This is a genomic window from Halomonas sp. E14 (assembly GCF_052568415.1).
The window spans coordinates 961,420-987,180 of the sequence record NZ_CP199423.1 but is presented as its reverse complement, the minus strand read 5'-3'; the positions used below and the strand labels follow the sequence as shown (position 1 = coordinate 987,180).

24 protein-coding genes and 1 riboswitch are annotated in these 25,761 nt (G+C 67.2%); of the genes, 13 read left to right on the top strand and 11 right to left on the bottom strand.

Annotation, left to right across the window (positions count from 1 at the left end; all coding sequences use genetic code 11):
* The first annotated feature begins 44 nt into the window (after positions 1 to 44).
* From ACT7B3_RS04495 to ACT7B3_RS04485, 3 genes are read left to right on the top strand one after another with little or no spacing between them, the layout of a single operon-like run.
* Entirely contained in the window at positions 45 to 1,160 is a 1,116-nt protein-coding gene (locus tag ACT7B3_RS04495; protein WP_445157005.1) for a YncE family protein, read from the top strand.
* 14 nt (positions 1,161 to 1,174) lie between these two features.
* Positions 1,175 to 1,327: a hypothetical protein gene (locus ACT7B3_RS04490; RefSeq protein WP_445157004.1), complete on the top strand. Its 153-nt coding sequence runs from the start codon at positions 1,175 to 1,177 to the stop codon at positions 1,325 to 1,327.
* A complete protein-coding gene (locus ACT7B3_RS04485) occupies positions 1,324 to 1,767 on the top strand; it encodes a DUF411 domain-containing protein (RefSeq protein WP_445157003.1) in 444 nt (147 codons plus the stop codon). The genes ACT7B3_RS04490 and ACT7B3_RS04485 overlap by 4 nt, the downstream gene beginning before the upstream one ends.
* Before the next feature lie 34 nt (positions 1,768 to 1,801).
* Here the strand turns inward: ACT7B3_RS04485 and ACT7B3_RS04480 are convergent, their stop codons facing one another.
* The 5 genes from ACT7B3_RS04480 to ACT7B3_RS04460 all read right to left on the bottom strand — a co-directional run bounded on the left by ACT7B3_RS04480 (position 1,802) and on the right by ACT7B3_RS04460 (position 7,468).
* Positions 1,802 to 2,515 (bottom strand): response regulator, encoded by a 714-nt coding sequence (locus tag ACT7B3_RS04480; protein ID WP_445157002.1) that lies wholly within the window; start codon positions 2,513 to 2,515, stop codon positions 1,802 to 1,804.
* Positions 2,505 to 4,508 (bottom strand): ATP-binding protein, encoded by a 2,004-nt coding sequence (locus tag ACT7B3_RS04475; RefSeq protein ID WP_445157001.1) that lies wholly within the window; start codon positions 4,506 to 4,508, stop codon positions 2,505 to 2,507. The genes ACT7B3_RS04480 and ACT7B3_RS04475 overlap by 11 nt, the downstream gene beginning before the upstream one ends.
* A gap of 9 nt (positions 4,509 to 4,517) precedes the next feature.
* The gene (trkI, locus tag ACT7B3_RS04470) at positions 4,518 to 6,020 is read right to left on the bottom strand and encodes a Trk system potassium transporter TrkI (RefSeq protein ID WP_445157000.1); all 1,503 of its coding nucleotides are present in this window, start codon (positions 6,018 to 6,020) and stop codon (positions 4,518 to 4,520) included.
* 86 nt (positions 6,021 to 6,106) lie between these two features.
* Positions 6,107 to 6,547, bottom strand: coding sequence for a YtoQ family protein (locus tag ACT7B3_RS04465; RefSeq protein ID WP_445156999.1), 441 nt, complete (start codon positions 6,545 to 6,547; stop codon positions 6,107 to 6,109).
* 75 nt (positions 6,548 to 6,622) lie between these two features.
* Positions 6,623 to 7,468, bottom strand: coding sequence for an MOSC domain-containing protein (locus ACT7B3_RS04460; RefSeq protein ID WP_445156998.1), 846 nt, complete (start codon positions 7,466 to 7,468; stop codon positions 6,623 to 6,625).
* Between the two features lie 91 nt (positions 7,469 to 7,559).
* Between ACT7B3_RS04460 and ACT7B3_RS04455 the strand changes: the two genes are divergently transcribed.
* The 4 genes from ACT7B3_RS04455 (at position 7,560) to ACT7B3_RS04440 (ending at position 9,850) form a co-directional block, all read left to right on the top strand.
* Complete coding sequence (locus tag ACT7B3_RS04455) at positions 7,560 to 7,832, top strand: DUF5666 domain-containing protein (RefSeq protein WP_445156997.1); 273 nt, start codon at positions 7,560 to 7,562, stop codon at positions 7,830 to 7,832.
* 86 nt (positions 7,833 to 7,918) lie between these two features.
* The gene (locus ACT7B3_RS04450) at positions 7,919 to 8,305 is read left to right on the top strand and encodes a Rieske (2Fe-2S) protein (RefSeq protein WP_445156996.1); all 387 of its coding nucleotides are present in this window, start codon (positions 7,919 to 7,921) and stop codon (positions 8,303 to 8,305) included.
* A 109-nt stretch (positions 8,306 to 8,414) separates the two neighbouring features.
* Entirely contained in the window at positions 8,415 to 9,428 is a 1,014-nt protein-coding gene (locus tag ACT7B3_RS04445) for a DMT family transporter (protein WP_445156995.1), read from the top strand.
* Positions 9,425 to 9,850 carry a VOC family protein gene (locus tag ACT7B3_RS04440; RefSeq protein ID WP_445156994.1) on the top strand — a complete coding sequence of 142 codons (426 nt, stop codon included), beginning with the start codon at positions 9,425 to 9,427 and terminating at the stop codon, positions 9,848 to 9,850. Before ACT7B3_RS04445 ends, ACT7B3_RS04440 begins: the two co-directional genes overlap by 4 nt.
* Before the next feature lie 116 nt (positions 9,851 to 9,966).
* Here ACT7B3_RS04440 and ACT7B3_RS04435 read toward each other — a convergent pair whose 3' ends face one another.
* From ACT7B3_RS04435 to ACT7B3_RS04410, 6 genes are all read right to left on the bottom strand, one after another.
* Positions 9,967 to 10,740, bottom strand: a complete 774-nt coding sequence (locus ACT7B3_RS04435) for an enoyl-CoA hydratase-related protein (RefSeq protein ID WP_445156993.1) — start codon at positions 10,738 to 10,740, stop codon at positions 9,967 to 9,969.
* A 94-nt stretch (positions 10,741 to 10,834) separates the two neighbouring features.
* Entirely contained in the window at positions 10,835 to 11,683 is an 849-nt protein-coding gene (locus ACT7B3_RS04430) for a 3-hydroxybutyryl-CoA dehydrogenase (protein ID WP_445156992.1), read from the bottom strand.
* Between the two features lie 14 nt (positions 11,684 to 11,697).
* Entirely contained in the window at positions 11,698 to 13,329 is a 1,632-nt protein-coding gene (locus ACT7B3_RS04425) for an acyl-CoA synthetase (RefSeq protein ID WP_445156991.1), read from the bottom strand.
* A gap of 79 nt (positions 13,330 to 13,408) precedes the next feature.
* Positions 13,409 to 15,190 (bottom strand): acyl-CoA dehydrogenase, encoded by a 1,782-nt coding sequence (locus ACT7B3_RS04420; protein ID WP_445156990.1) that lies wholly within the window; start codon positions 15,188 to 15,190, stop codon positions 13,409 to 13,411.
* 153 nt (positions 15,191 to 15,343) lie between these two features.
* Entirely contained in the window at positions 15,344 to 16,744 is a 1,401-nt protein-coding gene (locus ACT7B3_RS04415) for an MFS transporter (protein ID WP_445156989.1), read from the bottom strand.
* Between the two features lie 217 nt (positions 16,745 to 16,961).
* On the bottom strand, positions 16,962 to 17,597 hold the full coding sequence (locus ACT7B3_RS04410) for a class I SAM-dependent methyltransferase (protein WP_445156988.1): 636 nt from the start codon (positions 17,595 to 17,597) through the stop codon (positions 16,962 to 16,964).
* 66 nt (positions 17,598 to 17,663) lie between these two features.
* Between ACT7B3_RS04410 and ACT7B3_RS04405 the strand changes: the two genes are divergently transcribed.
* The 6 genes from ACT7B3_RS04405 to thiC all read left to right on the top strand — a co-directional run bounded on the left by ACT7B3_RS04405 (position 17,664) and on the right by thiC (position 25,757).
* A complete protein-coding gene (locus ACT7B3_RS04405; protein ID WP_445156987.1) occupies positions 17,664 to 18,056 on the top strand; it encodes a VOC family protein in 393 nt (130 codons plus the stop codon).
* 65 nt (positions 18,057 to 18,121) lie between these two features.
* Positions 18,122 to 18,508, top strand: a complete 387-nt coding sequence (locus ACT7B3_RS04400; protein WP_445156986.1) for a DUF4870 family protein — start codon at positions 18,122 to 18,124, stop codon at positions 18,506 to 18,508.
* Between the two features lie 18 nt (positions 18,509 to 18,526).
* Positions 18,527 to 19,456, top strand: a complete 930-nt coding sequence (locus ACT7B3_RS04395) for a lysophospholipid acyltransferase family protein (RefSeq protein WP_445156985.1) — start codon at positions 18,527 to 18,529, stop codon at positions 19,454 to 19,456.
* Between the two features lie 51 nt (positions 19,457 to 19,507).
* Complete coding sequence (locus ACT7B3_RS04390; RefSeq protein WP_445156984.1) at positions 19,508 to 22,891, top strand: hypothetical protein; 3,384 nt, start codon at positions 19,508 to 19,510, stop codon at positions 22,889 to 22,891.
* A gap of 54 nt (positions 22,892 to 22,945) precedes the next feature.
* Positions 22,946 to 23,079, top strand: a riboswitch (TPP riboswitch).
* A gap of 80 nt (positions 23,080 to 23,159) precedes the next feature.
* Positions 23,160 to 23,828 carry a thiaminase II gene (gene tenA / locus ACT7B3_RS04385; protein ID WP_445156983.1) on the top strand — a complete coding sequence of 223 codons (669 nt, stop codon included), beginning with the start codon at positions 23,160 to 23,162 and terminating at the stop codon, positions 23,826 to 23,828.
* A 39-nt stretch (positions 23,829 to 23,867) separates the two neighbouring features.
* Entirely contained in the window at positions 23,868 to 25,757 is a 1,890-nt protein-coding gene (thiC, locus tag ACT7B3_RS04380; RefSeq protein WP_445156982.1) for a phosphomethylpyrimidine synthase ThiC, read from the top strand.
* Positions 25,758 to 25,761: the final 4 nt, after the last annotated feature.

Below are 25,761 nucleotides of genomic sequence, written 5' to 3'. Positions count from 1 at the left end.
GCCATTCCGAGCCGTACACGATTTCGTAGATCAGGAGTTTCATCATGACCCTTTTTCGCAAAGGCACCCTTGCTCGTCGCCCCGTCACCGCTGCCATTTCCCACACACACCTGGCCACGCGGTTCCACCCTGCCTTCGGCTGGCTGCTCGCAGCCGGTCTGACGCTTGCCAGCACCGTCAGCCAGGCCGGTCAGATGCCTCACGGCCAGGTGTTCACCGCCAACGAGCATGGCGCCTCGCTGACTCATATCCAACTGGACGAAGGCACCACGACCACACATGACATCGCCATTGCACCGCATAACGTTCAGGTCAGCGCCGACGGGCGCTACCTGCTGGCGGTCGGCGAGCGCGCCGGACACGCGCATGGCGACGATGGCCACACCCATGGCCACACCCATGGCGACGAGCCGGGCAAGCTGAAGGTGTTCGATGCCCTCGATTTCGATGGCACACCGCTCGCCGTCATACCGGTAGGCAGCCATCCGGCGCACGTGGTGAGCGACCTGAGCAGCCAGTTCGCCTTCGTGACCAATGCCGGCGATGCCAGCGTGTCGGTGGTCGATCTGGCCGCCCGAGAAGTGGTCGCCACCATCGCCACCGGAGAGTACCCCCACGGCCTGCGTCTGAGCCCCGACGGGAGCGAACTCTACGTGGCCAACGTGATGGATGGCAGCGTCTCGGTGATCGACGTGGCAGCCCGCGAGGAAGTAGCGCGCATCCCCGTGGGGGCAACCCCCGTACAGGTGGGCTTTACCGCCGACGGCGCCCAGCTCTACGTCTCGCTGCGTGACGAGAACCGAGTGGCGGTGATCGACACCGCCACTCGGGAAGTCACCACCGCGGTCGAGGTCAATCGGCTGCCGATCCAGGTCTACGGCACCCCAGATAGCAGGCTCATGCTGGTGGCCAATGAAGGAACGAGCGACGAGCCCGACAACCGCGTCTCGGTGATCGACACCGCTACCCAGCAGATCGTTGTCACCCATGTGGTCGGTGCGGGCGCTCACGGCATCAGCATCGACGCCAACGGTCGCTTCGCCTTCGTCACCAGCCTGTTCGACGATTCGCTGTCGATCATCGATCTGACAACCGGCGACATCGTTGCCACCCATGCCACCGGCCACGGTCCCAACGGCGTGACCTGGCTGGCCCACTGAGAAGGAGCACCACCATGATGACCGACTGCCTCGCCCTGATGGGCCACATGAGCTGGCTGGGCTGGCTGATGCCGCTGGCCGTTCTCGCTCTGCTGGGCCTCGGCATTGCCGCCCTGCTCAAGTACCTGTTCACCTCGACCAAGCCCACCACCGGAGCAAGCTCATGAACCCTCGCATCTCATCCCTGCTGCTTTCCGCCAGCCTGCTGCTGGGCGCCGCCGGCACTGCCCACGCCGCTCTGCCCGCCGAGGCCACCCTCTACATGAACCCCGAGTGCGGCTGCTGTCACGAATATGCCCGCCAACTGGAAGAGAAAGGCGTCTCGGTCACCGTTATCGACGACGTGGAAGTCGGCAAGATCAAGCAGCAGGTCGGCCTGCCCTTCGGCCTGGGCTCCTGCCACACCACGCTGATGGGCGGCTACGCCATCGAGGGGCATGTGCCCTTCGAAGCCGTGGAGCGACTGTTCCAGGAGCGCCCGAGGATCGGCGGCATCGGGCTGGCCGGCATGCCCATCGGCACCCCCGGCATGCCCGGACCCAAGCGCGGTGACTGGGACGTCTACCAGTTCACCGACCAGCAGCCGATGCCGTTCATGACGCTGTAGACCCCGAGCCCCCGGCCTGTGGCCGGGGCCGGCGTCACTGCGGTGGCGCCGGTTCCATCAACAGCCGGTAGCCGATGCCGGCTTCGGTTTGCAGCAACCGGGGCGCATGGGGGTCGTCACCCAGCTTGTGACGCAGCTTGCTGATGACGATGCGCAGATAGTGGGTGTCGTGTGTGTGAGTGGGGCCCCAGACGTGGCGCAGCAGTTGGGTCTGGCTCACCACCCGGCCGGCATGGCGTGCCAACTGGTCGAGCACGGCGTACTCCTTGGGAGTGAGGTGCACGGCGTTGCCTTCCAGCGTCACGCGGCGCGCCGCCAGATCGATCTCGAGCCCTGCGCGCCCCAGGCGCAGCGTGCTGAAGCCGCTCCCCGCCACGTTGTGGCGCCTCAATAGCCCACGAATCCGTGCCAGCAGCTCCTGGATGCCGAACGGTTTGGTGACGTAGTCGTTGGCCCCCGAGTCGAGTGCACGCACCTTTTCCGCCTCCTGCTCCCGCACCGACACCACGATGACCGGCACCTGGCTGGTTCTGCGCAGCTCGTCGAGCACACGCTGTCCATCCATGTCCGGCAGCCCGAGATCCAGCAGCACCAGGTCGGGCCGCTGAGTGTCGGCCAGCTCGAGTCCTTCTCTCCCCGAGCCCGCCTCGCTGACGTCGAAGCCCTGGGACAGCAGGCTGATACGCAGGAAGCGGCGGATCTGCGGCTCGTCATCGACGATGAGTATGCGCGAGCGTTCAGTCGTCATCGGCGGCCGCCTCCTCGGGGTTGGCCAGCGGCAGTCGCATGACGATGGCAGTGCCACGCCCATCGGGTCCGGGCAGCGCTTCGACGCTGCCGCCATGGGCACCCAGCATGCCACGACAGATGGCCAAGCCCAGCCCGCTGCCGTGGCGCCCCCTGTCGCCCTCGCCGCCGGTGAAGAACATGTCGAAAACCGCCTCGCGCTGCGCCGGCGGGATGCCCGGTCCTTCGTCGGTGATGCGAATTTCCAAGCCGCATTGGGTGGCGTCGAGACCCGCCACGATTCCCACCTTCCCGCCCGGCGGCGAAAACCGTACGGCGTTGTCGATGACATTGACCAGCGCCTGCTCGATCAGCGCCGGGTGTACGTAGAGCAACGGCAGCCCGGCCGCCCCCTCGCGCTCCACTCTCACGCCTTCCAACGAGGCACCGAGCCGTTTCAGCGCCGCGGTGATGAGGTCGTCGAGCGAGACCCAGTCCTGCTCGAGCTTGAGGCCGCCATGGCCGAGCCGTGTCATGTCGAGCAGATTCTGGATATAGCGGTTGAGGCGCTCACTTTCGGCCAGGATGCCATCGAGCAACTCATGCCGATCGTCGCGGCTGAGCTGTGGCTCCAGTTCTCTGAGCGAGCTAGCCGACCCGATGATCGAAGCGAGCGGCGTACGCAGGTCGTGGGATACCGATGAAAGCAGCGCCGAGCGCAGCCGCTCGTTCTCTTCCGAGAGCCGTGAAGTGCCCAGCTCTGCCACCAGCCGCGTACGCTCCAGGGCCATGCCGAGCTGACGGGTCAACGTCACGATCATCGTCTCCTGATCGGGGCCCAGGGGACGCTCGCGCACGGCGAGCTCTAGCCCCAGGACTCCCAGCACACGTTCCTGTTCGACGAGCGGAATGAAGCGCCAGCGCAGCCCCGACTGTGTCGCCGTGCCGGTACCGCTCGGCTTGCGATGCTGCCAGCTCCATGCGGCGGCGGCTTCCTCTGCGGGGCTCAGCCTGACGTTCGCCGGTAACGCACAGCGTAGTGACAGGCCGGCGCCTGCCTCATCCTCATCGAGAAACGCCACCGGCACTCCCAGCCACCGCTCCAGCGTGGTGACGCCGGCGTCACGCACCTGCTCCCGGTCGGTGGCAACGGAGAGCGCACGGGAGAAAGTGAGCAGGCGATGGGTCTGTTCACGGCTGCTGCGCAGCGCCATGAGACGCTGCCGTGCGCTGCCGGCGAGCTGGCCGACCACCACCGCCACCAGCAGGAAGAAGATGACGGTCAGCAGCTGCTCGCGCTCGACCATCGCCAGCGAGAAACGCGGCCGGGTGAACAGGAAATTAAAGGCGAGAAACCCCAGCACGGCGGAAATCATGGCGGCACGCGTGCCCGCCAGGGCGGCGCTGGCAAGCACCGCGGCGAGGAAGATCAACGACAGGTTGGCCAGTTCCAGCCAGAACTCCAGTGCCCAGGCCATGGCCACGGCTACCAGGAAACAGCCAGCCACGACCCAAGCCTCGCGCCAACCCAGCGGCTGCCAGCGGCGCAGGTGGTGAGCATGACGAAATCGAGGCCGCGGCCGGGCCTCGGCGACCACCACCAGGTCGTAGGCACCGCCATGATGCAGCAGGCGCTCCGCCAGCGGTCGACGCCAGAAGCGCCACCCTGAAGGACGTGTGCGCCCTACCATCAGCGTGGCGACACCCTGCTCCAGCGCATACTCATGCAGCTCCCGGGCCCGCCCTGCTCCCTGCAGGATGCGTACCTCACCTCCGAGTCTGCTCACCAGCGCCAGGGTCTGATCCAGCGCCAGCCGCTGTCTGGGGCCTGCACGGCCGTTGTCGACATGCACCGCCCGCCAGGCGACTCCCTCGCGCTGGGCATGGCGATGCGCCGCCCGTACCAGCGCGGCATCTTCCTCGCTGCGGCCGCCCAGCGCGACCAGCAGCTGCGGCCGCACCGGTTTGACCGGGTCGAGTGAGAGCGCTTCCTGTGGCAGTGGTGGCGCTGACATCGTTCCTCCTCACTTGCGCCAGAACATCGGCGTCAGCAGAACCAGTACGGTGAGGATCTCCAGCCGTCCCAGCAGCATGCCGACGCACAGCAGCCATTTCGCCGCATCCGGCAGCGGTGCGAAATTGCCCGCCGGCCCGATGATGTCGCCAAGCCCAGGGCCTACGTTGGCCACCGCGGTAGCGGCTCCCGAAAGGGCCGTGGTGAAATCCAGCCCCATCAGCGCAAGCCCCAGGGCCAGGCCGGCGATGGTGAGGAAGAAGAAGAACGAGAACGCCACCACGCCACGGGTGATGTCGTCGGTGAGCGGCTGGCCGTTGTAACGCGAAGCGAAGACCCCCTGGGAGTGGACCAGAAAACGCAGCTGATTGCGCAGCAGGAGAGTGGCCACCTGAAAGCGGAAGATCTTCATGCCGCCGCTGGTGGAGCCGCTGCAGCCGCCAATGAAAGTGAGATAGAAGAATGCCACGTAGGCCAGCGGCCCCCAGACGCTGTAGTCGTCGGAAGCATAGCCGGTGGTGGTGACCACCGAGATGACGTTGAAGGCAACGTGAGTGAGCGCCTCGAACGGCGCCGTACCGTGCCAGATGCGCCACAGCGAGAGGCCCAGAATGACCAGCGCCAGCAGGAACAGCAGTCCCTGTACCTGCTGGTCACGCCACAGCGCAGTGCGGGAGCCGCGCAGCGTACGGATGTAGAGCACGAAAGGGAGCGCGCCGGCCAGCATGAACAGCGACCCCATCCACAGCAGATGGGGCTGCTCGGCGTAGGCGCCGAACGAGGCATCGGAATTGGCGAAGCCGCCGGTGGCCAACGACGTCATGCCGTGCACCACCGCATCCAGCAGCGTCATGCCTCCCGCCCAGTAGGCCAGCATCGCGATCAGGGTAAAGCCGCAATAGATGCCCAGGGTGGCCTTGGCGATGCCCCCGGTGCGCGGCATCACCTTGTCCGACCAGTCCGACGACTCGGTATGGAACAGGCGCATGCCGCCCACCTTGAGGAAGGGCAGGATGGCAATACCCATGACGATGATGCCGATGCCGCCCAGCCACTGCATGATGCCCCGCCACAGCTTCAGCCCATCGGAGAGACCCTCAATGCCGACCAGGATGGTGGAGCCCGTGGTGGTAATGGCCGAGACCGATTCGAACACGGCGTTGGTGAAACTGAGCTGCGGCGCACCCAGCACCAGCGGCAGGCTGGCAAAGCCGCTGACGCTGATCCAGCTGAAGGTGGTGACGACGAACATCTGCCAGGGCTTGAGCTCGATCCGCGTGCGAGCCGTGGACAGCCACACCAGCGCCACGGCCGCCATCACCAGCATGATCGAGAGGCCGAACGCGCGGGCGTCGGGGTCCCGCTCGACGACCAGCACCAGCCAGGGAACGGTCATGAAGACGGCCAGCACCGTCCACAGCACCGACATGACCTTGAGCACGGGCAACCAGCTACGCCAGTGGTACCTGAGCCGTACGCCAACCTCGTTGACACCGTATCCGGCGGTACGCATTCAGCCATCACCTCACCTGCGAACGTGATGGCATCAAAGCACAGCCCTACCTAAAAAAGCCGTAAAAAATCGCGGCTGGCCATGCCTCAGCCACGAATGACATAGCGCAGAATCTCGACCACCTGCGCGGTGGTGGTTGCCCAGGCCATAGCGGCGGCATCGACCTCCTTCAGCGGGTGGATGATCTCCTCGCCGTGAAGGGTCACGTACGGTTTGCCGAGTGCGGCGCAGTAGCCGGCATCGAAGGCCGCATTCCACTGCTTGTACTTGTCGCCGAAGCGCACCACCACCAGGTCGCTCTGTTCGATCAACGTCTTGGTGCGAATCGCGTTGACCTTGGCCGATTGATGGTCGCGCCAGAAGGGTTGGCTTTGCTCGCCCAGGTGATCTCCGGCGGCATCGCTCGCCTCGTGATCGGTCACGGGGGCGGTGAACACGACATCCAGACCGGCAGCCTTGGCGCCGCGCTCGATCTCGTCGCGCCAGTCGGTATGGATCTCGCCGGACAGGTACACGTAAAAACTCATCAAGACTCTCCAAGAGCAAAAGCGCCTATCTTAGCCCAGCCCAAAAGGCGGGGCCAAAAGCAGAGGCCTGGCGACTTAGTCCGAGACGCTGCCACACAGCGGATCGCCCACGGCGATGCTGCGCCCTTCGCCCTCCAGCAGCGTGGCGTTCTGGCCGAAGTAGGCCCCCGGCAGCGGCAGGGTTTTCATCTCGATCAGCGTCTGCAGCGGCTCGCCCGGCACCGCGACGACCCCTCGCACCTGGTCCACGGTGGTGATCTTGCAGCGCTGACAGGGCTTGCGCAGGCCGAAACGACAGCCGCCCGCCTGCAGGGCCAGCTCGTCCCAGCCATCCTCGGCGAAGGCCGGCGCCCCCTCGATCACGATATTGGGGCGAAAACGATTCATCGGCAGCGCCGCGAGCCTCTTGTCGATCAAGCGCTGGTTGAGGGCATCCAGAGAGGCCTGCGAGGCAATCAGGAACGGGTAACCGTCGGCAAAGGCGGTATGGGCTTTTTCGCCTTTCAGGTAGCGCGCCTCGACGGGGCGCTGCCGGGTGTCGTCGAAGCGCACCAGGCGCAGCCGGCTGCCGCGCAGGTCGCCCAGCACCCGGGTCAGCCATTCGGCGGCCACTTCCCCTTCGTCCAGCGCCTGGCAGGCGTCGTCCCAGACATAGGCGGTGAGCCGCGCCTGGTCACGGCGCGCCAGTGCGATGGCCAGTGGCTCCGCCTCGGGGTGCTCGAGCACCAGCCGGTCGCTGTCGAGGCGCACCGAGACTCGCGCCATGGCCGGCAGCTGCCGTTGGGTGACGAAGCGCCCGACCTGGTCGACTACCATCCAGCGACGGTCATAAGCAAGGCCACGTACACCCACGGAAGCCTTCTCAAGACGGATGCCGCCCAATGATTTGACAGGATAAACGTTGAGTTCAACTATCTTCACTGTGCATCCTCCGAAACAAATTGACACTCGATCCCGCGAACAATTCTTATTACTCTGATAGAGCCCTATCAATGGACCAAGGAGAGGCCCCATGCTGAAACCCTTTATGGCTCTCGTTTCCGCTCTGATGCTTACCTTTGCCGGCAGTGCAAGCGCCAATGACGTGGAAGGCAAGATCGAATCGGTGGACCGCGAAGCACGCACCCTGACCGTACAGGGCATCGTCTTTCATACCGACGATGACACCGACTATGACGACGGCTTGAGCAGCTTCGATGACCTCGAAGAGGGTCAGAAAGTCGAAATCGACTTCGAGTACGACGGCGAACGTCACCTGGCCAAGGAAATCGAGCTCGAGGATTGATCGCTTAAGCTAACGCGACAGAACACTGACAAGCGGGCCGGCATTGGCGACAATGTCGGCCCGCGTCCAATTACGAGGGTGTCGACATGTCCCAGGGATGGCAACAATATCGTAGCGCACCCGCGCCGGGCACGCGCCTCGTCCGGCTCGACGAGCTGGCCCCCGGCACCACCCTCAGCCTGACCCTGCAAGGCGAACAGGGCAGCTTTCCGCTGCTGCTGGTGCGACTCGACGATACGCTGCTCGGCTACGTCAACGCCTGCCCCCACCAGTACCTGCCACTCGACCAGCGCGGCCCGCGCATCCTGAGTCAGGATGGCGAGTCACTGCGCTGCACCAATCACGCTGCCACTTTCGCCACCCGTACCGGGGAAGGCACCGGCGGACTCGGCGTCGGCTGTGCGCTCGACCCGGTGCCGCTGAGCGTCGATAGCGAAGGGTGGATGGTCATCGGCGACGGAGCCGACGGCTAGGCATACAGGAATGTATACCCTCATGTTCATTGATGGATAGAAGGCTATCTATCGCCCGGCCGTTTCGTTTACGCTCGTCATTCAGCCACTGCACGCCAAGGACCGCTGCATGACGCCGGCCGACTCTCTGCGCCTGATCCTGCTCTCTTCGCTATGGGGCATGTCGTTCATCTTCATGCGCGTGGCCGTGCCGGAGTTCGGCCCGGTACCGCTGATCCTGGTGCGCATGGGCATCGGTGCGCTGCTGCTGCTTCCGCTGCTGCTCAGCCTGCGCTATCTCCAGCTGGTACGCGAGAACTGGCGCGCCCTGCTGCTGCTGGGGCTGATCAACCACGTGATGCCCTTCATTCTGCTGGCCCTGGCCACCGTGCGCCTGGAAGCCGGGTTCACCTCGCTGATCAATGCCACCACGCCGTTGTTCACCGCCCTGCTCGGTGCGCTGTTCTTCAGTACGCCGGTGCAGCGCCGGCAGTACCTGGGGCTGGCGCTGGCCTTCGGCGGCGTCTACGTGCTGTCGGCCGACCGCCTCGACTTCGCCCTGGGCGGCGACGGCTGGTTCATCCTCTCGGCCCTGGGCGCCACCTTCTGCTACGGCGTGGCCAGCAACTACTCCAAGACCCACCTGTCGCATCTTCCGGTGCGCGTGCTCGCGGCGGGCAGTTCAGCCATGTCAGCGCTGATCCTGCTGGTGCCCGGCCTGTGGCTGTGGCCGGCCGAGCCGATCAGCGGCCTGGCCTGGGCCAACGCCCTAGGGCTGGCCGTGTTCAGCACCACCGTGGCTTTCCTGCTCTACTTCGGGCTGATCTCCAGCGCCGGCGCCACCGCCACTTCTACCGTGACCTTCCTGGTACCGGTCAGCGCCCTGCTGTGGGGCTTTCTGCTGCTGGACGAGCGCCTGAGCCTGCAGGTTGTGGTGGGCATGGCCATCACCCTGGCGGGCACCGCCATCGCCACCGGCCTGCTGCAGCTGAAACGGCGCGCCCTGCCGCCCCTGGCCACGACGCCCGATGCCACACTCGATGCAACACCCGTCGATACGCCGCACGACCCGCGGTGCTCGCCACAGTCACGAGCCCCAAGCGAAACCGTGACGACCCACCTGAGAAAAAGGAGAACCCCATGAGCCTTTCCCCCTTTCATCTGGCGATCCCCGTTCACGACCTGGCCGCAGCCCGCACCTTCTACGGTGAGGTGTTCGGCTTGGCGGAAGGCCGTTCCAGCGAGCAGTGGGTGGACTTCGACTTCTTCGGCCATCAGCTGGTAATCCACGAGCACCCGAAGATGCCCTACCAGGAACAGGCCAATACCAACGCGGTGGACGGCCACGACGTGCCGGTACCCCATTTCGGGGTGGTGCTGGGCTGGGAGGAGTGGGAGCGCCTGGCCGAGCGGCTGCGCGCCCGAGACACCGAGTTCGTGATCGAACCCTATGTTCGCTTCAAGGGTCAGGTGGGCGAGCAGGCCACCATGTTCCTGCTCGACCCCTGCGGCAACGCCCTGGAGTTCAAGGCGTTCAAGGATATGGGCCAGCTGTTCGCCAAGTAAGCGAACCGGGGCAGCATCCTACTGGCTGGCACGCACCGGAATGGCGTCGCCGAACGACAGCGCGGCCGTGGCTGACTGCCACGGCCGCGCCGTCGTTCGGGGTCGAGCCGGCAGAATCAGAAGTTCGGCTTGCGCTTCTCGACGAAGGCGCTCATGCCTTCCTTCTGCTCTTCACCGGCGAAGCACACGGCGAACAGGGCGGTCTCCAGCGCCAGGGCGCTGTCAAGGTCCTGGTCCATGCCGTCATGCACCGCCTGCTTGGAGGCGCGCACCGCCTGCGGACCATTGCCGGCCAGCTGCTGGGTCAGCTCCTCGGCGTAGGCCTCGAGCTCGGCCTGGGGCATCACGCGATTGACCAGGCCGATGCGCAGGGCCTCCTGGGCATCGATCTTGCGTCCGGTGGTGACCAGATCAAGCGCCATGGCAGGCCCCACGCGGCGCGGCAGGCGCTGAGTGCCGCCAAAGCCCGGGATCACGCCCAGCAGCACCTCGGGCTGGCCGAAGATGGCGTTGTCGCTGGCTACGGCCCAGTCGCAGGCCAGCGCCAGTTCGCAGCCGCCGCCAAGGCAAAACCCGTTCACCAGGGCGACCACCGGCACCGGCAGCATCTCGAGCCGCTTGATGGTGCGCAGCGCCTGGCTGGCGAAGGCACGCGCCTGCTCCGGGGTCTTGTCACGCATCTCGGTGATATCGGCACCGGCAACAAAGGACTTCTCGCCCGCGCCGGTGATCAGCACCGCACGCAGGTCGCTGCGCTGTTCCAGCTCGGTGAGCACGGCTTCCAGCTCGGTGAGCACGGCGCTGTTCAGCGCGTTGAGCGCCTTGGGACGGGTGATGGTAAGGCGCACGACGCCGGCATTGTCGACGACGTCGATCAGCTTCTCGCTCATGTGGGGCTCCTTGCTTGTTGTGAGGGCGATACCGACCAACCCTAGCGAACGCTTGGTTGGCCGGCAATCCCCTTTTTCGTCGAGCCGCTACCGATCAGTCATAGATATGGAAACCGCGCCCCGTCTTGCGCCCCAGATAGCCGGCCGCCACCATGCGCCGAAGCAGCGGGCAGGGACGATACTTGGGATCGCCGAAGCCCTCCTGCAACACCTCCATGATCGCCAGGCAGACGTCCAGGCCGATCAGGTCGGCCAGCGCCAGCGGGCCCATGGGGTGGGCCGCGCCCAGTTTCATCGACTGGTCGATGTCCTCGGCGCTGGCCGCCCCCTCCTGAAGCAGGAAGGCCGCCTCGTTGATCATCGGCACCAGCAGGCGGTTGACGGCGAAGCCGGGCGAGTCGGCAATCGCCACCGAGGTCTTGCCCAGCGCCTTGGCCAGCGCCTCGATGCGCGCCACGGTGGCGTCGCTGGTCTGCTCGGCGCGGATCACCTCGACCAGCTTGAGCACCGGCACCGGATTGAAGAAGTGCATGCCCACCACCCGCTCCGGGCGTTCGCACACCGCGGCGAGCCGGGTCAGCGACAGCGACGAGGTGTTCGAGGCGAGTATGGCATCATGGCTGAGCCGGCTCAGGTCGCGGAACAGCTTCTCCTTCAACGCCGGCTGCTCGGGGGCGGCCTCGATGATCACCTCGCAGTCGCGCAGCGCTTCCAGCGAGGTGGTCGTCTCCAGGCGCGCCATGGCCTCGCCCTTTTCGCTCTCGCCCAGCTTCTCCTTGGCCACGAGCTTGCCCAGGCCCTTGTCGATGGCGGCCCGGGCGCGGCCAAGCTGCTCGTCGGCCACATCATAGAGCTGCACGGGAAAACCGCTGGTGACCAGGACCTGGGCGATGCCCTGGCCCATGGTGCCGGCACCGACCACACCGATACGTTGTTGGCTCATCGTGCTTCTCCCGTTCACTGCTTGCGCGCTTCTTCGCGCAGGACGAATTTCTGGATCTTGCCGGTGGAGGTCTTGGGCAGCTCGGTGAAGATCACCGTCTTGGGTACCTTGAAGCGCGCCAGGTGCTGGCGGCAGTGCTCGATGATGTCGGCCTCGGTGACCTCGCCGTAGCCCACCTTGAGCTTGACGAAGGCGCACGGCGTCTCGCCCCACTTCTCGTCGGGCTTGGCCACCACCGCGGCCTCTTCAACCGCCGGGTGCGAGTAGATGGCGTCCTCCACCTCAATGGTAGAGATGTTCTCGCCGCCGGAAATAATGATGTCCTTGGAGCGATCCTTGATCTCGATGTAGCCATCGGCATGCCACACGGCGAGGTCACCGGTGTGGTACCAGCCGCCCTCCAGCGCCTGCTCGGTCGCCGCCTCGTTCTTGAGGTAGCCCTTCATCACGTTGTTGCCGCGCATGAGGATCTCACCGATGGTCTCGCCGTCCTTGGGCACCGGCTCCAGCGTGTTCGGGTCGGCGACGCAGAGCGCTTCCAGCATGTGGTAGCGCACGCCCTGGCGTGCCTTGATCTTGGCCCGCTGCTCGAGCGACAGCTCGTCCCACGCCTCGCGCCAGGCGCACACCGTCACCGGGCCATAGACCTCGGTGAGGCCGTAGACGTGGGTGACCTCGATGCCCAGTTTCTCGACCCCTGCGATCACCGAGGCGGGCGGCGCGGCGCCGGCGGTGGTGACCTTGACCGCATGGCCGAACTCACGCTTCTGCTCCGCCGGCAGGTTGACCAGGCCGTTGAGCACAATCGGCGCGCCGCTGAAGTGAGTCACCTTCTCGTCGGCAATCAGGTCGGTAATCTTCTTGGGATCGACCCGGCGCAGGCAGACGCTGACGCCCGCGTTGGCGGCGATGGTCCAGGGGAAGCACCAGCCGTTGCAGTGGAACATCGGCAGGGTCCAGAGGTAGACCGGGTGGTGCGGCATGGCCCATTCGAGGATGTTGCTCACCGCGTTGAGATAGGCGCCGCGATGGTGGTAGACCACGCCCTTGGGCTTGCCGGTGGTGCCGGACGTGTAGTTGAGCGAAATGGCGTCCCACTCGTCCTCGGGAAGGCGGTAGGCGAACGCCGGGTCGCCCTCGGCCAGCAGGGCTTCGTACTCGACCTCGCCAATGCGGCGCGCTTCGCCCTCAAACAGGGCATCGTCGACGTCGATTACCAGCGGCTTGATCGCCAGCCGCGAGACGGCATCCTCGATCACCCCGGCGAACTCCGGGTCGACCAGCACCGCCTGGGCCTCACCGTGCTCCAGCATGTAGGCAATGGCCTCGGCGTCGAGGCGAATGTTCAGCGTATTGAGCACGCAGCCGGCCAGCGGCACGCCGAAGTGCGCCTCGAACATCGCCGGCACGTTGGGCAGCATGGCGGCCACCGTCTCGCCGGGCTTGATGCCGCGCTTCTCCAGCGCCGAGGCCAACCTGCGGCAGCGGGTCCAGGTCTCGCGCCAGCTGCGACGGATCTCGCCGTGTACCACCGCGGGGTAGTCGGGGTAGATGGCGGCGCTGCGCTCGATGAAGGTCAGCGGCGACAGCGGCACGTGGTTGGCCTGGGTCTTGGGCAGTCCCTGCTCGAAAATGCTGTGATTCATGGTGGGCTCCGAATCCGAAGAGAGTCGTTATTGTGGAAACACGCGCGCCGCCGATGCGGGCATCGGCGGCGCGCTGCTGTCAGTGATGGCCGACGCTGAGCTCGGCCAGGCAGGCCATGCCGGCTTCGATCACCGCCCGGTTGGCGCGGCCGACCGGCAGCCACTGGCGCAGGGCCCAGTCGGCGCTGTGCAGCTTGGTCTGATAGAACGGCTCGTTGTTGCCGGCGGCCTGCGCGGCGCTGGCCTTGAGCGCAGCGCGACCCATCTGCCAGGCGCACAGCACGTGGCCGGCCAGGCTCAGGAACGGCGTGGCGTAAGCCTGGATGGCGTCGGCCCCTGTCTGCGGGTCGCGGCCCGCCTCGAGCACCACCGCCATAGCGGCCCGCAGGTCGGCGGCGCCGGCGGCCAGGCTGTCACCCAGGGCAACGAGCTCGCCGCTGTCGCGCAGCGCATTGGCAGTGGCTTCGACCTCGTCGATCAGTCCGGCCAGCGCCGCGCCGCCGTCGCGAGAGAGCTTGCGCCCGGCCAGGTCAAGCGCCTGGATGCCGTTGGTGCCTTCGTAGATCGGTGCGATGCGGGCATCGCGCAGCAGCTGGGCGGCACCGGTTTCCTCGATGAAGCCCATGCCGCCATGCACCTGCACGCCCATGGAGGCGATGTCCACCGCCTGGTCGGTGGAGAACGCCTTGACCACCGGGATCAGCACCTCGGCGCGGGCCTGGGCCGCGTCGCGCACGTCGGCATCGGCGGCGTGGCGGGCCTGGTCGAGCTGGGCGGCGCAGTAAAGCGCCAGGGCGCGCAGGGCGTCGGTGCGGGCGCGCATGGAGAGCAGCATGCGGCGCACGTCGAGGTGTTCGCTGATAGTGGCCTCGCTGCCACGCGCCTTGCCCTGCACGCGATCGAGCGCATAGCCGAAGGCGTGCTGGCAGGCACGCTCGGCCACGCCAATGCCCTGGATCCCGACCTTGTGGCGCGCCTCGTTCATCATGGTGAACATATGGTTGAGGCCGCGCCCCTCCTCGCCTACCAGGAAGCCGATCGCACCGTCGTTCTCGCCGAAGCTCAGCGTGCAGGTGGGTGAGCCGTGGATCCCCAGCTTGTGCTCGATGGAGGCGCAGGTGACGTCGTTGCGCTCGCCCAGGCTACCGTCCTCGTTGACCAGGAACTTGGGTACCAGGAACAGCGAGATGCCCTTGTTGCCTTCGGGGGCATCGGGCTTGCGCGCCAGCACTAGGTGGATGATGTTCTCGCTGGCATCGTGCTCGCCCCAGGTAATGAAGATCTTCTGGCCGAACAGGCGGTAGTGGTCGCCTTCGGGCACCGCGCGGGTGCGCACCTTGGAGAGGTCCGAGCCGGCCTGGGGCTCGGTAAGGTTCATGGTGCCGGTCCAGCTGCCCTCGACCAGCCTGGGCAGGTAGGTCGCCTTGAGGGTGTCGCTGCCGTGGTGGGCCAGCGCCTCGATGGCGCCAGCGGTGAGCATCGGGCACAGCCCCAGCGCCATGTTGGCGCCGTGCAGCATCTCCTGCACGCTGCTGGCCACCACCTCGGGCAGCCCCTGGCCGCCCAGCGCCTGGGACACGCCGATGCCGTTCCACCCGCCTTCCACGTAGGCCTGGTAGGCCTCGGCGAAGCCGTCCGGCAGGGTCACGCCGCCATCCTCACGCCGCACGCAGCCCTGGCGGTCGCCGCTGGCATTCAGCGGGGCCCATACTTCACCGGCCAGCCTGGCCGCCTCCTCCAGCACCGCCTCGACCAGGTCGGGGCTGGCCTCCTCGAAACCGGGAAGCTCAAGCGAGCGATGCTCGAGCAGCTCCTCGAGCACGAAGCGAAGGTCACGGACGGGGGCAACGAAGGGGAACATGGCGATACCTCGGGAAATTGATAACGGCGATAGTAGATTCACTATTTTTCGTTAGCCATTATCCCTAGGTCGCAGCCGCTTGCCCAGCGGCTCCAACGCAACGCGCCCGATGCGGGAGCATCGGGCGCGCTGCGTTGGACAGGATGAACGGAGTCAGCGGCGAGTGTCGGCGGCGGGTACCGCCACCTGTCCCGCGGCCTCATCGTCTTCGGTGTAGAAGACGATATGGGGTTCGTCAGGCGGCGGCGGGCCGACCAGCGGCTCGGCCACCTCCACCTCGGGCACCACCTGGGAAAGATCCTCCACGTATTCGTGCTCGGTGGCCCCTTGCATTAGCGCCTCGGTAACGGTGAGCTCGGCGCCCAGTGTCGTCATCGGGGTATTGGGTGCGAACGGCGCCACCGGCACCGGCGCCGGGCGCACGCTGCGTCGCCAGCCGAAGAAGGCCAGCAGGAACACTCCCAGGCCGCCGAAGGCCCAGAACAGCCCGGCATCGCCAACGGTGGCCATCACCGGCGAGATCAGCGGCGGGCTCAGGGTCGAGCCGATGGCGTTGATCAGCAGCAGGCCCTGGCTCATGCGCACCAGGGCGCCGGCCGGGGCGCGGTCGGCGGCGTGGCTCACCGCCACCGGATAGAGCGCGAACACCCCACCGCCGAGCAGGAACAGCAGCGCCGCCAGCAGCCAGGGGTTGAGCGGCAGCAGCAGCATGCCGGCCGAGATCAAGGCACAGAAGGCGCCGATCATGATCAGTACGATCTGGCGGTCGTGACGATCGGACCAGCGTCCGATGGGGTACTGCAGCAGCATGGCGCCGAGGATCACCACCGCCATCATCTGGCCGACCTGGGCCACCGACAGGCCGATGCGCTGCAGGTAAAGCGGCAGCAGGGTATAGACGGCGGCGACCGCCAGCCCCGAACCGAAGCTGCCCATCACCCCGGTGGGTGTCAGCGTGATCAGGCGCATCGGCGACAGCGGCTCGGCGTGCTCGATCAGCGGCGACACCCGCGGGATCATCGCCATGGGCAGCACCGACAGCGAGGCCAGCATGCCGATTACCATGAACGGCGCGGCCTCGCCCATGGCATCGGTCACTCCGAGCAGCAGCTGGCCGATCACCCCCGCCGCGTAGAGCGAGATCATGTAGAGCGCCAGCAGCCGGCCACGCACCTTCTGGTCACCTGAGGTAAGCAGCCAGCTCTCGATGACCAGGTAGACCCCCACGGTGGCCCAGCCGCCGACCAGGCGCAGGGCGAACCAGGCCCAGGGGTCGAACACCAGGGCCTGCAGCAGCACCGTGACCGCCACCAGCGAAGCGAAGCTACCGTAGGCGCGAATATGGCCGATGCGCAGCAGCAGCCGGTCGTTGAATACCGCCCCCAGCGCCAGGCCGATGAAGTAGGCCGAGGAGACCCAGCCGATCACCACGGGGGATTCGCCGGCCGCATCCAGCCGCAGGGTTATCAAAGTGGCCAGGAAGCCATTGCCGATGCCCAGAATGAAAAGCCCCAGCAGGGGAGCCAGGGCCATGGCCAGCAGTTGCCGCGACATGAGCGCGCCTCTCGACAGCAGTGGAAACAACGACAGAAGATGGCAGAAAACGCCGTGGAACGCTGCCCCCGGCCGATTTCAACAGCGGGAAATGGAACAAGCGCAGCGGTAGGGAGCGCGAATCATACGCCCGCCTAGCCGCTTGTCAATCGCTTGATATCTTCTTATCAAAAAGACCAGAATTTCCTGCTGGCAAGAGAAAACTAAAGAGTAAAACTTACTTTTTTTGCAATATCACCACGTCCGCTGCGGGGAACTCGACCGTCATCGCCAGGTGCCGGGCCAGCCAGGCGAAGGTCGTCTCGCTGAAGAACACCACATGGGTGGGATCGAGGATGTAGTGCCAGCCGGCGAAGTCCTCGTCGTCGGTGACCCGCTTGGTCATCAGCCCGAGCCAGCCCCCGGCGGGCAGCAGGGCCGCGAGGCGCGCCAGCTCGCGGCCCGGGGCAAACAGGTGCTCCACCACCTCGGTGGCGGTAATGAAGTCGTATGGGCGTTCGAGCACGGCGGGGTCGGGCGCGTAGAAGGGGTCGTAGATCGCCATCGGGTGCCCGGTCTCCTCGAACATCAGCGACAGGGTCGGGCCGGGGCCTGAGCCGAAATCCAGCCCACGGGCGCCCGGCGCCAGGCGCCGCGCCAGCGGCTCGAACAGCCGCCCCAGGAAGCGCCGGTAGCCGAGGTCGTCGGGGCGGTTCTGGTGCTGGTCGTAGACCGCCCTCTCCCGGTCGGGCGAAAGGCGCTGCTCGGGGGGGACGAACACCAGCCGGCAGGTATCGCAGCGGTAGTAGTCACGCCGCGCATCGCGATGAAAATGTTCGCAACGGGAGCAAGCGCATAGCGGGCAGAACGGCATCGTCGTATCCTTTTGGCCCTGGCAAGCCAGAGTTTACTGGAACACATCACAACAAGGAGGCCGGCAATGCTGTCAGGTCTGGACCACCTGGTCATTACCGTGACCGACATTTCCCGCGCCGTGGATTTCTACTCCCGCGTGCTCGGGCTCGAAGTGCGCTACCGCGATCGCGAGCGCGTCGACCTGCTGCTTGGCGACATCGCCCTGCGCCTGCACTGGACCGCCACCGACATCGAGCCACGCGCCGCCACCCCCACCCCGGGCAGCCTCGACCTGTGCCTGCGCAGCATGCTGCCGCTGGACGAGGTTCACCGCCACCTCGAGGCGCTCGACGTGGAGGTCGAGCTCGGGCCGGTCACGCGCCAGGGCGCCACCGGGCCCATTGAGTCGCTCTACCTGCGCGACCCGGACGGCAACCTGCTGGAGATCAGCCGGGCGCTCAAGCCGGCCGTGGAGTGACGCCCCTGGCAATGCCGATCGCGGGCGGTATCATGGACGACCACCACCCACCACGTGGATGACTGATGAACGACAAATCGACCCCCAACGAGCCGCCCCGCTCCGTGACCGAGCCGGGCGGCACCCCCGACACCACGCTGCCGATCATCGTCTACGCCCTGTTCCTGGCGGGTATCGTCAGCGGCGGCATCACCACCCTGATCGGCGGGGTCATCGCCTATGTCTATCGCGGCAAGGGCCCCCACTGGTTCGACGAGCACTACCGCTACCAGATCCGCACCTTCTGGATCTCGCTGCTCTATTTCACCCTGTCCGGGATACTGACCCTGGTGATGATCGGCTTCGTGACCTGGCTGCTAGCCGTGGTGTGGCTGGTGGTGCGCTGCGTCAAGGGGCTGCGCGCCCTGCAGGAGAAGCGCGCGCCAGACAACGTGGACAGCTGGCTGTTCTAGGCCCGGGATTCTCACAAGATGGCCGAGATTCGCTCCCACTCCAGCCCCCGCCAGGCCCGCGCCATCGCTTGCCTGTGGAAGTCGCTGGCCGACCGGCGACTGTCCAGCCTCTGGCACCTATCGCGCCTGGCAGGCCCGCTGGTGTACCGCTTCAGCCGCCGCGAGCGCGAAGTCACCGAGATCAACCTCGCCGAGGTCTACCCCGAGCAGGATGCCGCTACGCGCCGCCGGCTGGCCCGGGAGAGCCTGACCCACTCCACCGCCACCATGCTGGAGCTGGGCTTCGCCTGGATGGGCGAGCCGCAGCGGGTAGAGGAGTCGATCATCGAGATCCACGGCCGCGAGCTGCTCGACGAGGCCCGCGCCCAGGGGCGCGGCGTGATCGTGCTGGCGCCGCACTTCGGCAACTGGGAGGTGCTCAACTTCTGGCTCTCCAGCCACTTTCCCTTCACCGCCATGTACGAGCCGCCCAAGATCGCCGAACTTGACCCGGTGATCCGCCACGGCCGCGAGCGCATGGGCGCAAGCCTGGTACCGACCAATCCGCGCGGCGTGGCCGCCCTGCTCAAGGCCCTCAAGCGCAGCGAAGCGGTAGGCATCCTGCCCGATCAGGAGCCCGATTGGGGCAGTGGCGTGTTCGCTCCCTTCTATCAGCGCCTGGCCTACACCGCGACGCTGCTGCCCAAGCTGGTGGCACGCACCGAGGCCCGGGTCGTCACCGGCGTGGCCCGGCGCATTCCCGGGCGCGGCTTCGCCATCCACTTCCTCGCCGCCGACGAGCGTGTCTACGCCACCGACGAGGCGCAGTCGGCCACCGGCGTCAACGCCTGCGTGGAGGACGCCATCGCCCTGGACCCGGCCCAGTACCAGTGGGAGTACAAGCGCTACCGCAAGGTGATCGAGGAGCAACAGGGCGTGCCGAACCACCAAGCGTTTCGCCTCTACTGAGCGCAGCTGCCAAGGCGCGTCGCAAGGAGAGCCCATGTCGCAAGGACACCCATGCGCCTGATGCACCGGCCCACGCCGCTCAGGGCGCTGGGGTGGCTCGCGTTTACCCTGGCGCTGCTCTACGCGCTCTATCTCGCTACCGCCAATGCCCTGCTGGCCAGCGCCTGGGGCCGCGATCAGCTCGAGCGCTCGCCGCGTCTCTCGCTCGAGTGGGAGCGCGCCTGGACGCTCTTCCCCGGCCACCTCGAGGTCACCCAGCTGCACCTGGCCGGCCGCACCGCCGAGCGGCGCTTCACGCTGGCAGCCGAACGCGCCAGCCTGCGTTTCGCCCTCACCCCCCTGCTCGACCGTGAAGTCAGCATCCATACCTTGGAAGCCGAGGGCATCCGCCAGGCCGGCCTCGACGCCTACCGCTTGCAGGGCAGCGGCACCCTGGAGCTGGCCGGCGTTCATTGGCGCGCCGGCGAGATCGGCGCCGAGCGCGTTTCGCTGCAGTTGGACGAGGGCAGCGTGCTGCATGGCGATACACCACTGATGGAAGGGGTGGCGCTGGACGTCGAGCTGCATCTCGCCCCGCTGACGCTGGCCGAGCACCCGGGCGGCGAGGCGACACGCTTCGTCTCAGGCACCCTCGCGCTGGCCGGGCGCAGCGACGCCTACGACGTCTTCAATCCCTACCTTGCGGCGCTGGGCTGGCTCGAGATCGACGGACGCGGCGATCTCACCGGCGACATCGCCATCGAGCGCGGCGAGGTGCTGCCGGGCAGCCGTCTGCGTCTGGACTCCCCTCGCCTGAGCGTGCGGCTCGACGAGCGCCACTGGCTGGAAGCAGGAGCGCTCTACCGGATCGACGGCTCCGGCGCCGTCGAGGTCGAGGTGGCACAGAGCGCACGCCTGGCGCTTGAGCTCGACGACATCGAGATGGGCGAAGCGACACCCGACGCTTCGCTCGCCGCCCCGGCCCAGCCGCTGCTCGGCGGCGAAGGCTTCCGGCTGGCGCTGGAGACCCCCACGCTTCGCCTGTACGCCCCGCCGGAGGAGCTGCAGCGCGCCGAACTGCACTGGCGCAACGCCGAGGCAATCGACATCGCCGCCCTCCAGCGTTACCTGCCGCCTCCCGTACCGCTGACGCTGGAAGGGGGCACGGCCAGGTTGCAAGGCGGACTCAGCTACGATGCCGAGCGCCTCACCGGCGGTTTCGATCTCGCCGGAGAGGCCATCTCGGCGCGCCTCGGCGAGCAGCCGCTGAGCGGCCGGCTGGGCCTGCACCTACCCATCGTCGCACTCGACGTCGAAGGTGGCGCAGTGGACGTTTCCGGCACGCGCTTCGAGCTCGAGGCGGCCGCTCCAGGCGAGGCGCAGCCACTGGTCACCGCCCTCGAACTGCCTGTCGCCCGCTTCCACTCGCCGCTGGCATGGCGCGAACTGGATGACGACGCCCTGCGCGATGGAGAGACTCCATGGCAAGCGGAGCTGGAGCTGTCCGGCCATGTCGCCAATCTCGGCGTGCTCGACCCCTTTCTCAGCGAACTGTTCGATGGGCGCGGCCTCGCCCTGCAGGGTGGCGGCCGGCTCGATGGTGCGCTCCAGGTGCGCAACGGGCAGCCACTGCCGGGCAGCCGGCTCGACGTTTACTCCGAAGCGCTGGGCGCACGCCTGCTCGGCTTTCACGCCCGTGGCGACGGCCGCGCGCATTTCGTGCTCGGCCCCGGCGTGCCCCACCCCGAGGCCAGCCTCGAACTCGTCTTCGGCGAGGTGGACCTCACCCGACTCAGCGACGGTCGCCGGCTGTTCCAGGCCGAACGTCTCGCGCTTGCCGCCAGCGCCGCGGCGAGCCCTCGGACGGCGCGCCTCACCACCGCCGAGATCGCCTGGCGCGGCGCGCGCATTCCCGACGTCAGCGTGCTCGATGCCTACCTACCCCAGGCGGCGCCGCTACGCTTGCACGGCGGCTGGGCCGCCAGCGATGGGGAGCTGGTGATCACCGGGGAGCGTGCCCAGGGACGGGCTACCCTGACGGGGGATGCCATTCGTGGCCGCCTGCTGCAGGAAGCGTTCGACGGCGAGCTGGACATGAGCCTCGTGCTGCGCGACCTTCACCCCGCCCGCCAGTACCTCGATCTCTCCGGCAGCCGCCTGATCCTGAACGCCGCAACGAATGGCGGCGAGCCCCTGCGTACCCAGTTGGCGGTTCGCCAGGCAAGGCTCCAGGGCGGCTTCGACTGGCCCGGCAGCGAAGCGCCGCGGCGGCCGCTTTCCGGCACGCTGCGGCTGGACGGCCTGCTCGACCGGCTCGGCTTTCTCAACGCCTTTCTGCCCGACGAGCACGGCCTGGCGATTCAGGGCGGCGGGCGCCTGAGCGCCGACCTGCGCTTCGCCGACGGCGAAGCCATGGCCGGCAGCCAGCTGCGCGTCCACTCCGAGCGGCTCGGTGCCCGCTTCCTGCACTACGAGGCCTTCGGCGACGGCTCGCTGATCGTCACGGTCGGCGACCCCGGCGCCGAACTCAGCCTGTCGCTGCCCCGCTTCGGCCTGCGCCGCCAGGCCGACGGTGGCGCGCTAATCGAAGGCCGGCTGCTGGACCTGCACAGCCGGGCACGCCACTTCGATCTGCCCGAAGGGCTGCGCGAACTGAGTACGCGCATCGATCTGCCTCACCTGGTAGCGCCGGATCTGGCCGCGCTCAACGACTACCTGCCCCAGGGCGGCGCCATCGAGCTGCTGGGCGGCCAGGCGCGCCTCGCCACCCATCTGCAGCTCAAAGGCACGCGTGCCCACGGCCGGCTAGCGCTGCACGCGCCGGATGCCCGGCTCGCTCTGCACGAGCAGACCCTCGAGGGCGCTCTGCACCTGGAGACCAGGCTCGCCGATGGCGACCTGGAAACCCTCGACTTCGACGTCTCCGGCTCGCGGCTCAGTCTCGACGGCGTGCGCCTGGCGGACGCCGACGGCAGCCTCAGCCACGGCTGGTGGGCGCGGCTCGCGCTGCCCGAGGGGCGCATGCGCTGGGAGCGGCCACTCCAACTCGACGCCCGGCTCGAACTGGCCATGCGCGACAGCGGTCTGCTGGTGAACCTGCTCGTCGATGCCGCCCGCGAACGACGCTGGCTGCGCGAGCGTCTCACCCTCGGCGAGGTGCAGGGCGAGGCGCGGGTGATGCTGAACGACGACACCGTACGGCTGGAGAACCTCGCCGTGCAGGCCGGTGGGCGCCTGGAATTGCTGGCCAACCTCGCCCTGCGCGACTCCCAGCTTGCCGGTCGCGCCTTCGCCCGCTTCGGGCCGCTGCGGCTGGGCATCGAAATCGATGACGGCAGGCGTCGCTGGCAGCTGCGCAACGCCCGCGCGTGGTACGCCAGCGGGCAGCCCGCCAGCGAGCTGGCGCTGCCCGAGAGCGAGGCCTGGTTCGAGCGGCTTGACGTCGAGCCGAGATGAGGCCGCTCGCCACGTGCGGCTGGCAACTCGCAGCCGACCTGTTAGACTCAGGCGATACGCTTGACGGGGTGCCGGTGGAACCGGCTGAGATCGCCATACGACATGTCTACTGCAGACGCGTCGTCACGGCGGGGCCCGTTGAACCTGATCCGGCTCGTACCGGCGTAGGAATCAAGCGGTGGCCAGGCGCCAGTTCTCTCTTTCTTCCGCCCTGACCCACTCTTTCCCCTTCGCCCCCGCTCCGGATCCGCTTACACCCGGAGGCAAGATGGGCTATCGCTTCACCGACCTGACCCGCGCCTGCCACGACGACTGGCGTGCCTATATCGAGCACGACTTCGTCCGCGGCCTGGGCACCGGCACTCTGGACGAAGGCGCCTTTCGCCACTATCTGCAGCAGGACTACCTGTTCCTGATCCACTTCGCCCGCGCCTACGCGCTGGCCGCCTACAAGAGCCGCACCCTGGCCGACCTGCGCCAGGCCCATGAGGGCCTGAAAGCGATCGTCGACGTGGAGCTTGGCCTGCACGTGGGCTACTGCCGCGAATGGGGTATCAGTGAAGCGGAACTTGCCGCGCTGCCCGAGGCGCGGGCCACCATGGCCTATACCCGCTACGTGCTCGACACCGGCAACCGCGGCGACCTGCTCGACCTGCACGTGGCGCTTGCCCCCTGCCTGGTGGGCTACGGCGAGATCGCCAACTGGCTGGGCGCCCAGGACGCTACGGTGCGCGGTGACGCCAACCCCTATGACGCCTGGATCGCCATGTACGAGGGCGAGGAGTTCCAGGCCGCCATGCGCGCCGAACTGGCCTGGCTCGACGCCCGCCTGGCCGACGCCACCCCGGCACGCTTCGACGAGCTCGTCGAGGTGTTCCGCGATGCCACCCGGCTCGAGATCGATTTCTGGCAGATGGGGCTCGACCGCAGCCTCTGACCTTTCGCGCAACGACAACAACACACCAAGGACAGCATCATGAGCAAGACTGCCCACTTCCTCGCCGAGACCGCCAAGGTCGACGAGGCCGCCATCCAGCCGCTGCCCGGCTCACGCAAGATCTACCTGGAAGGCTCGCGCCCCGACATCCGCGTGCCCTTCCGCGAGATCTCGCTGTCGCCGACCAAGACCTCCGGCGCCGACGAGGAGAACCCGCCGCTGCTGGTCTACGATACCTCCGGCCCCTACACCGACCCGCAGGCTGAGATCGACCTGCGCCGTGGCCTGCCCGAGCTGCGCCGCGCCTGGATCGAAGAGCGCGGCGATACCGAGTTCCTCGACGGCCCCACCAGCGAGTACGGCAAGCGTCGCGCCAACGACCCGACCCTGGCCCAGCTGCGCTTCGACCTGAGCCGCACGCCGCGCCGCGCCAAACCCGGGAAGAACGTCACTCAGCTGCACTACGCTCGCCAGGGCATCGTCACGCCGGAGATGGAGTTCATCGCCATCCGCGAGAACCAGCGCCGCCAGGCGTTGGGCACCGCCGAGGTCGAACGCATCCTCGGCCACCAGCATGCCGGCCACAGCTTCGGCGCCCGTATTCCCGAGGAGATCACCCCGGAATTCGTGCGCGATGAAGTGGCCGCCGGCCGCGCCATCATTCCCTGCAACATCAACCACCCGGAGTCGGAGCCGATGATCATCGGCCGCAACTTCCTGGTGAAGATCAACGGCAACCTGGGCAATTCGGCGGTGACCTCCTCCATCGAGGAGGAGGTCGACAAGATGACCTGGGGCATCCGCTGGGGTGCGGATACCATCATGGACCTCTCCACCGGCCAGAACATCCACGAGACCCGCGAGTGGATCATCCGCAACTCGCCGGTGCCGATCGGTACGGTGCCGATCTACCAGGCGCTGGAGAAGGTCAACGGCGTGGCCGAGAACCTCACCTGGGAGGTGTTCCGCGACACCCTGATCGAGCAGGCCGAGCAGGGCGTAGACTACTTCACCATCCACGCCGGCGTGCTGCTGCGCTACGTGCCGCTCACCGCCAAGCGCGTCACCGGCATCGTCTCCCGCGGCGGCTCGATCATGGCCAAGTGGTGCCTCTATCACCACCAGGAGAGCTTCCTCTACACCCACTTCGAGGAGATCTGCGAGATCTGCAAGCGCTACGATGTCGCCTTCTCGCTGGGTGACGGCCTGCGCCCCGGCTCCATCGCCGACGCCAACGACGAAGCGCAGATGGCCGAGCTCAAGACCCTCGGCGAGCTGACCCACATCGCCTGGAAGCACGACGTGCAGGTGATGATCGAAGGCCCCGGCCACGTGCCCATGCACCTGGTCAAGGAGAACATGGACAAGCAGCTGGAGTACTGCGACGAGGCGCCCTTCTACACCCTCGGCCCGCTGGTCACCGACATCGCCCCGGGCTACGACCACATCACCTCCGGCATCGGCGCGGCGATGATCGGCTGGTTCGGCTGCGCCATGCTGTGCTACGTCACGCCCAAGGAGCACCTCGGCCTGCCCAACAAGGACGACGTCAAGACCGGCATCATCACCTACAAGATCGCCGCCCACGCGGCAGACCTGGCCAAGGGCCACCCGGCCGCCCAGCGCCGCGACAACGCGCTGTCCAAGGCGCGCTTCGAGTTCCGCTGGGAGGACCAGTTCAACCTCGGCCTGGACCCGGACACCGCCCGCGAGTACCACGACGAGACGCTGCCCAAGGACTCCGCCAAGGTGGCCCACTTCTGCTCCATGTGCGGACCCAAGTTCTGCTCCATGAAGATCACCCAGGAAGTGCGCGACTACGCCGCCGAGCACGGCCTCACCGGCGACGCCGATGCGGTGATGAAGGGCATGGAAGCGCAGGCGGAGAAGTTCCGCGAGTCGGGGGCGGCGCTCTACAAGAAAGTGTGAGCCT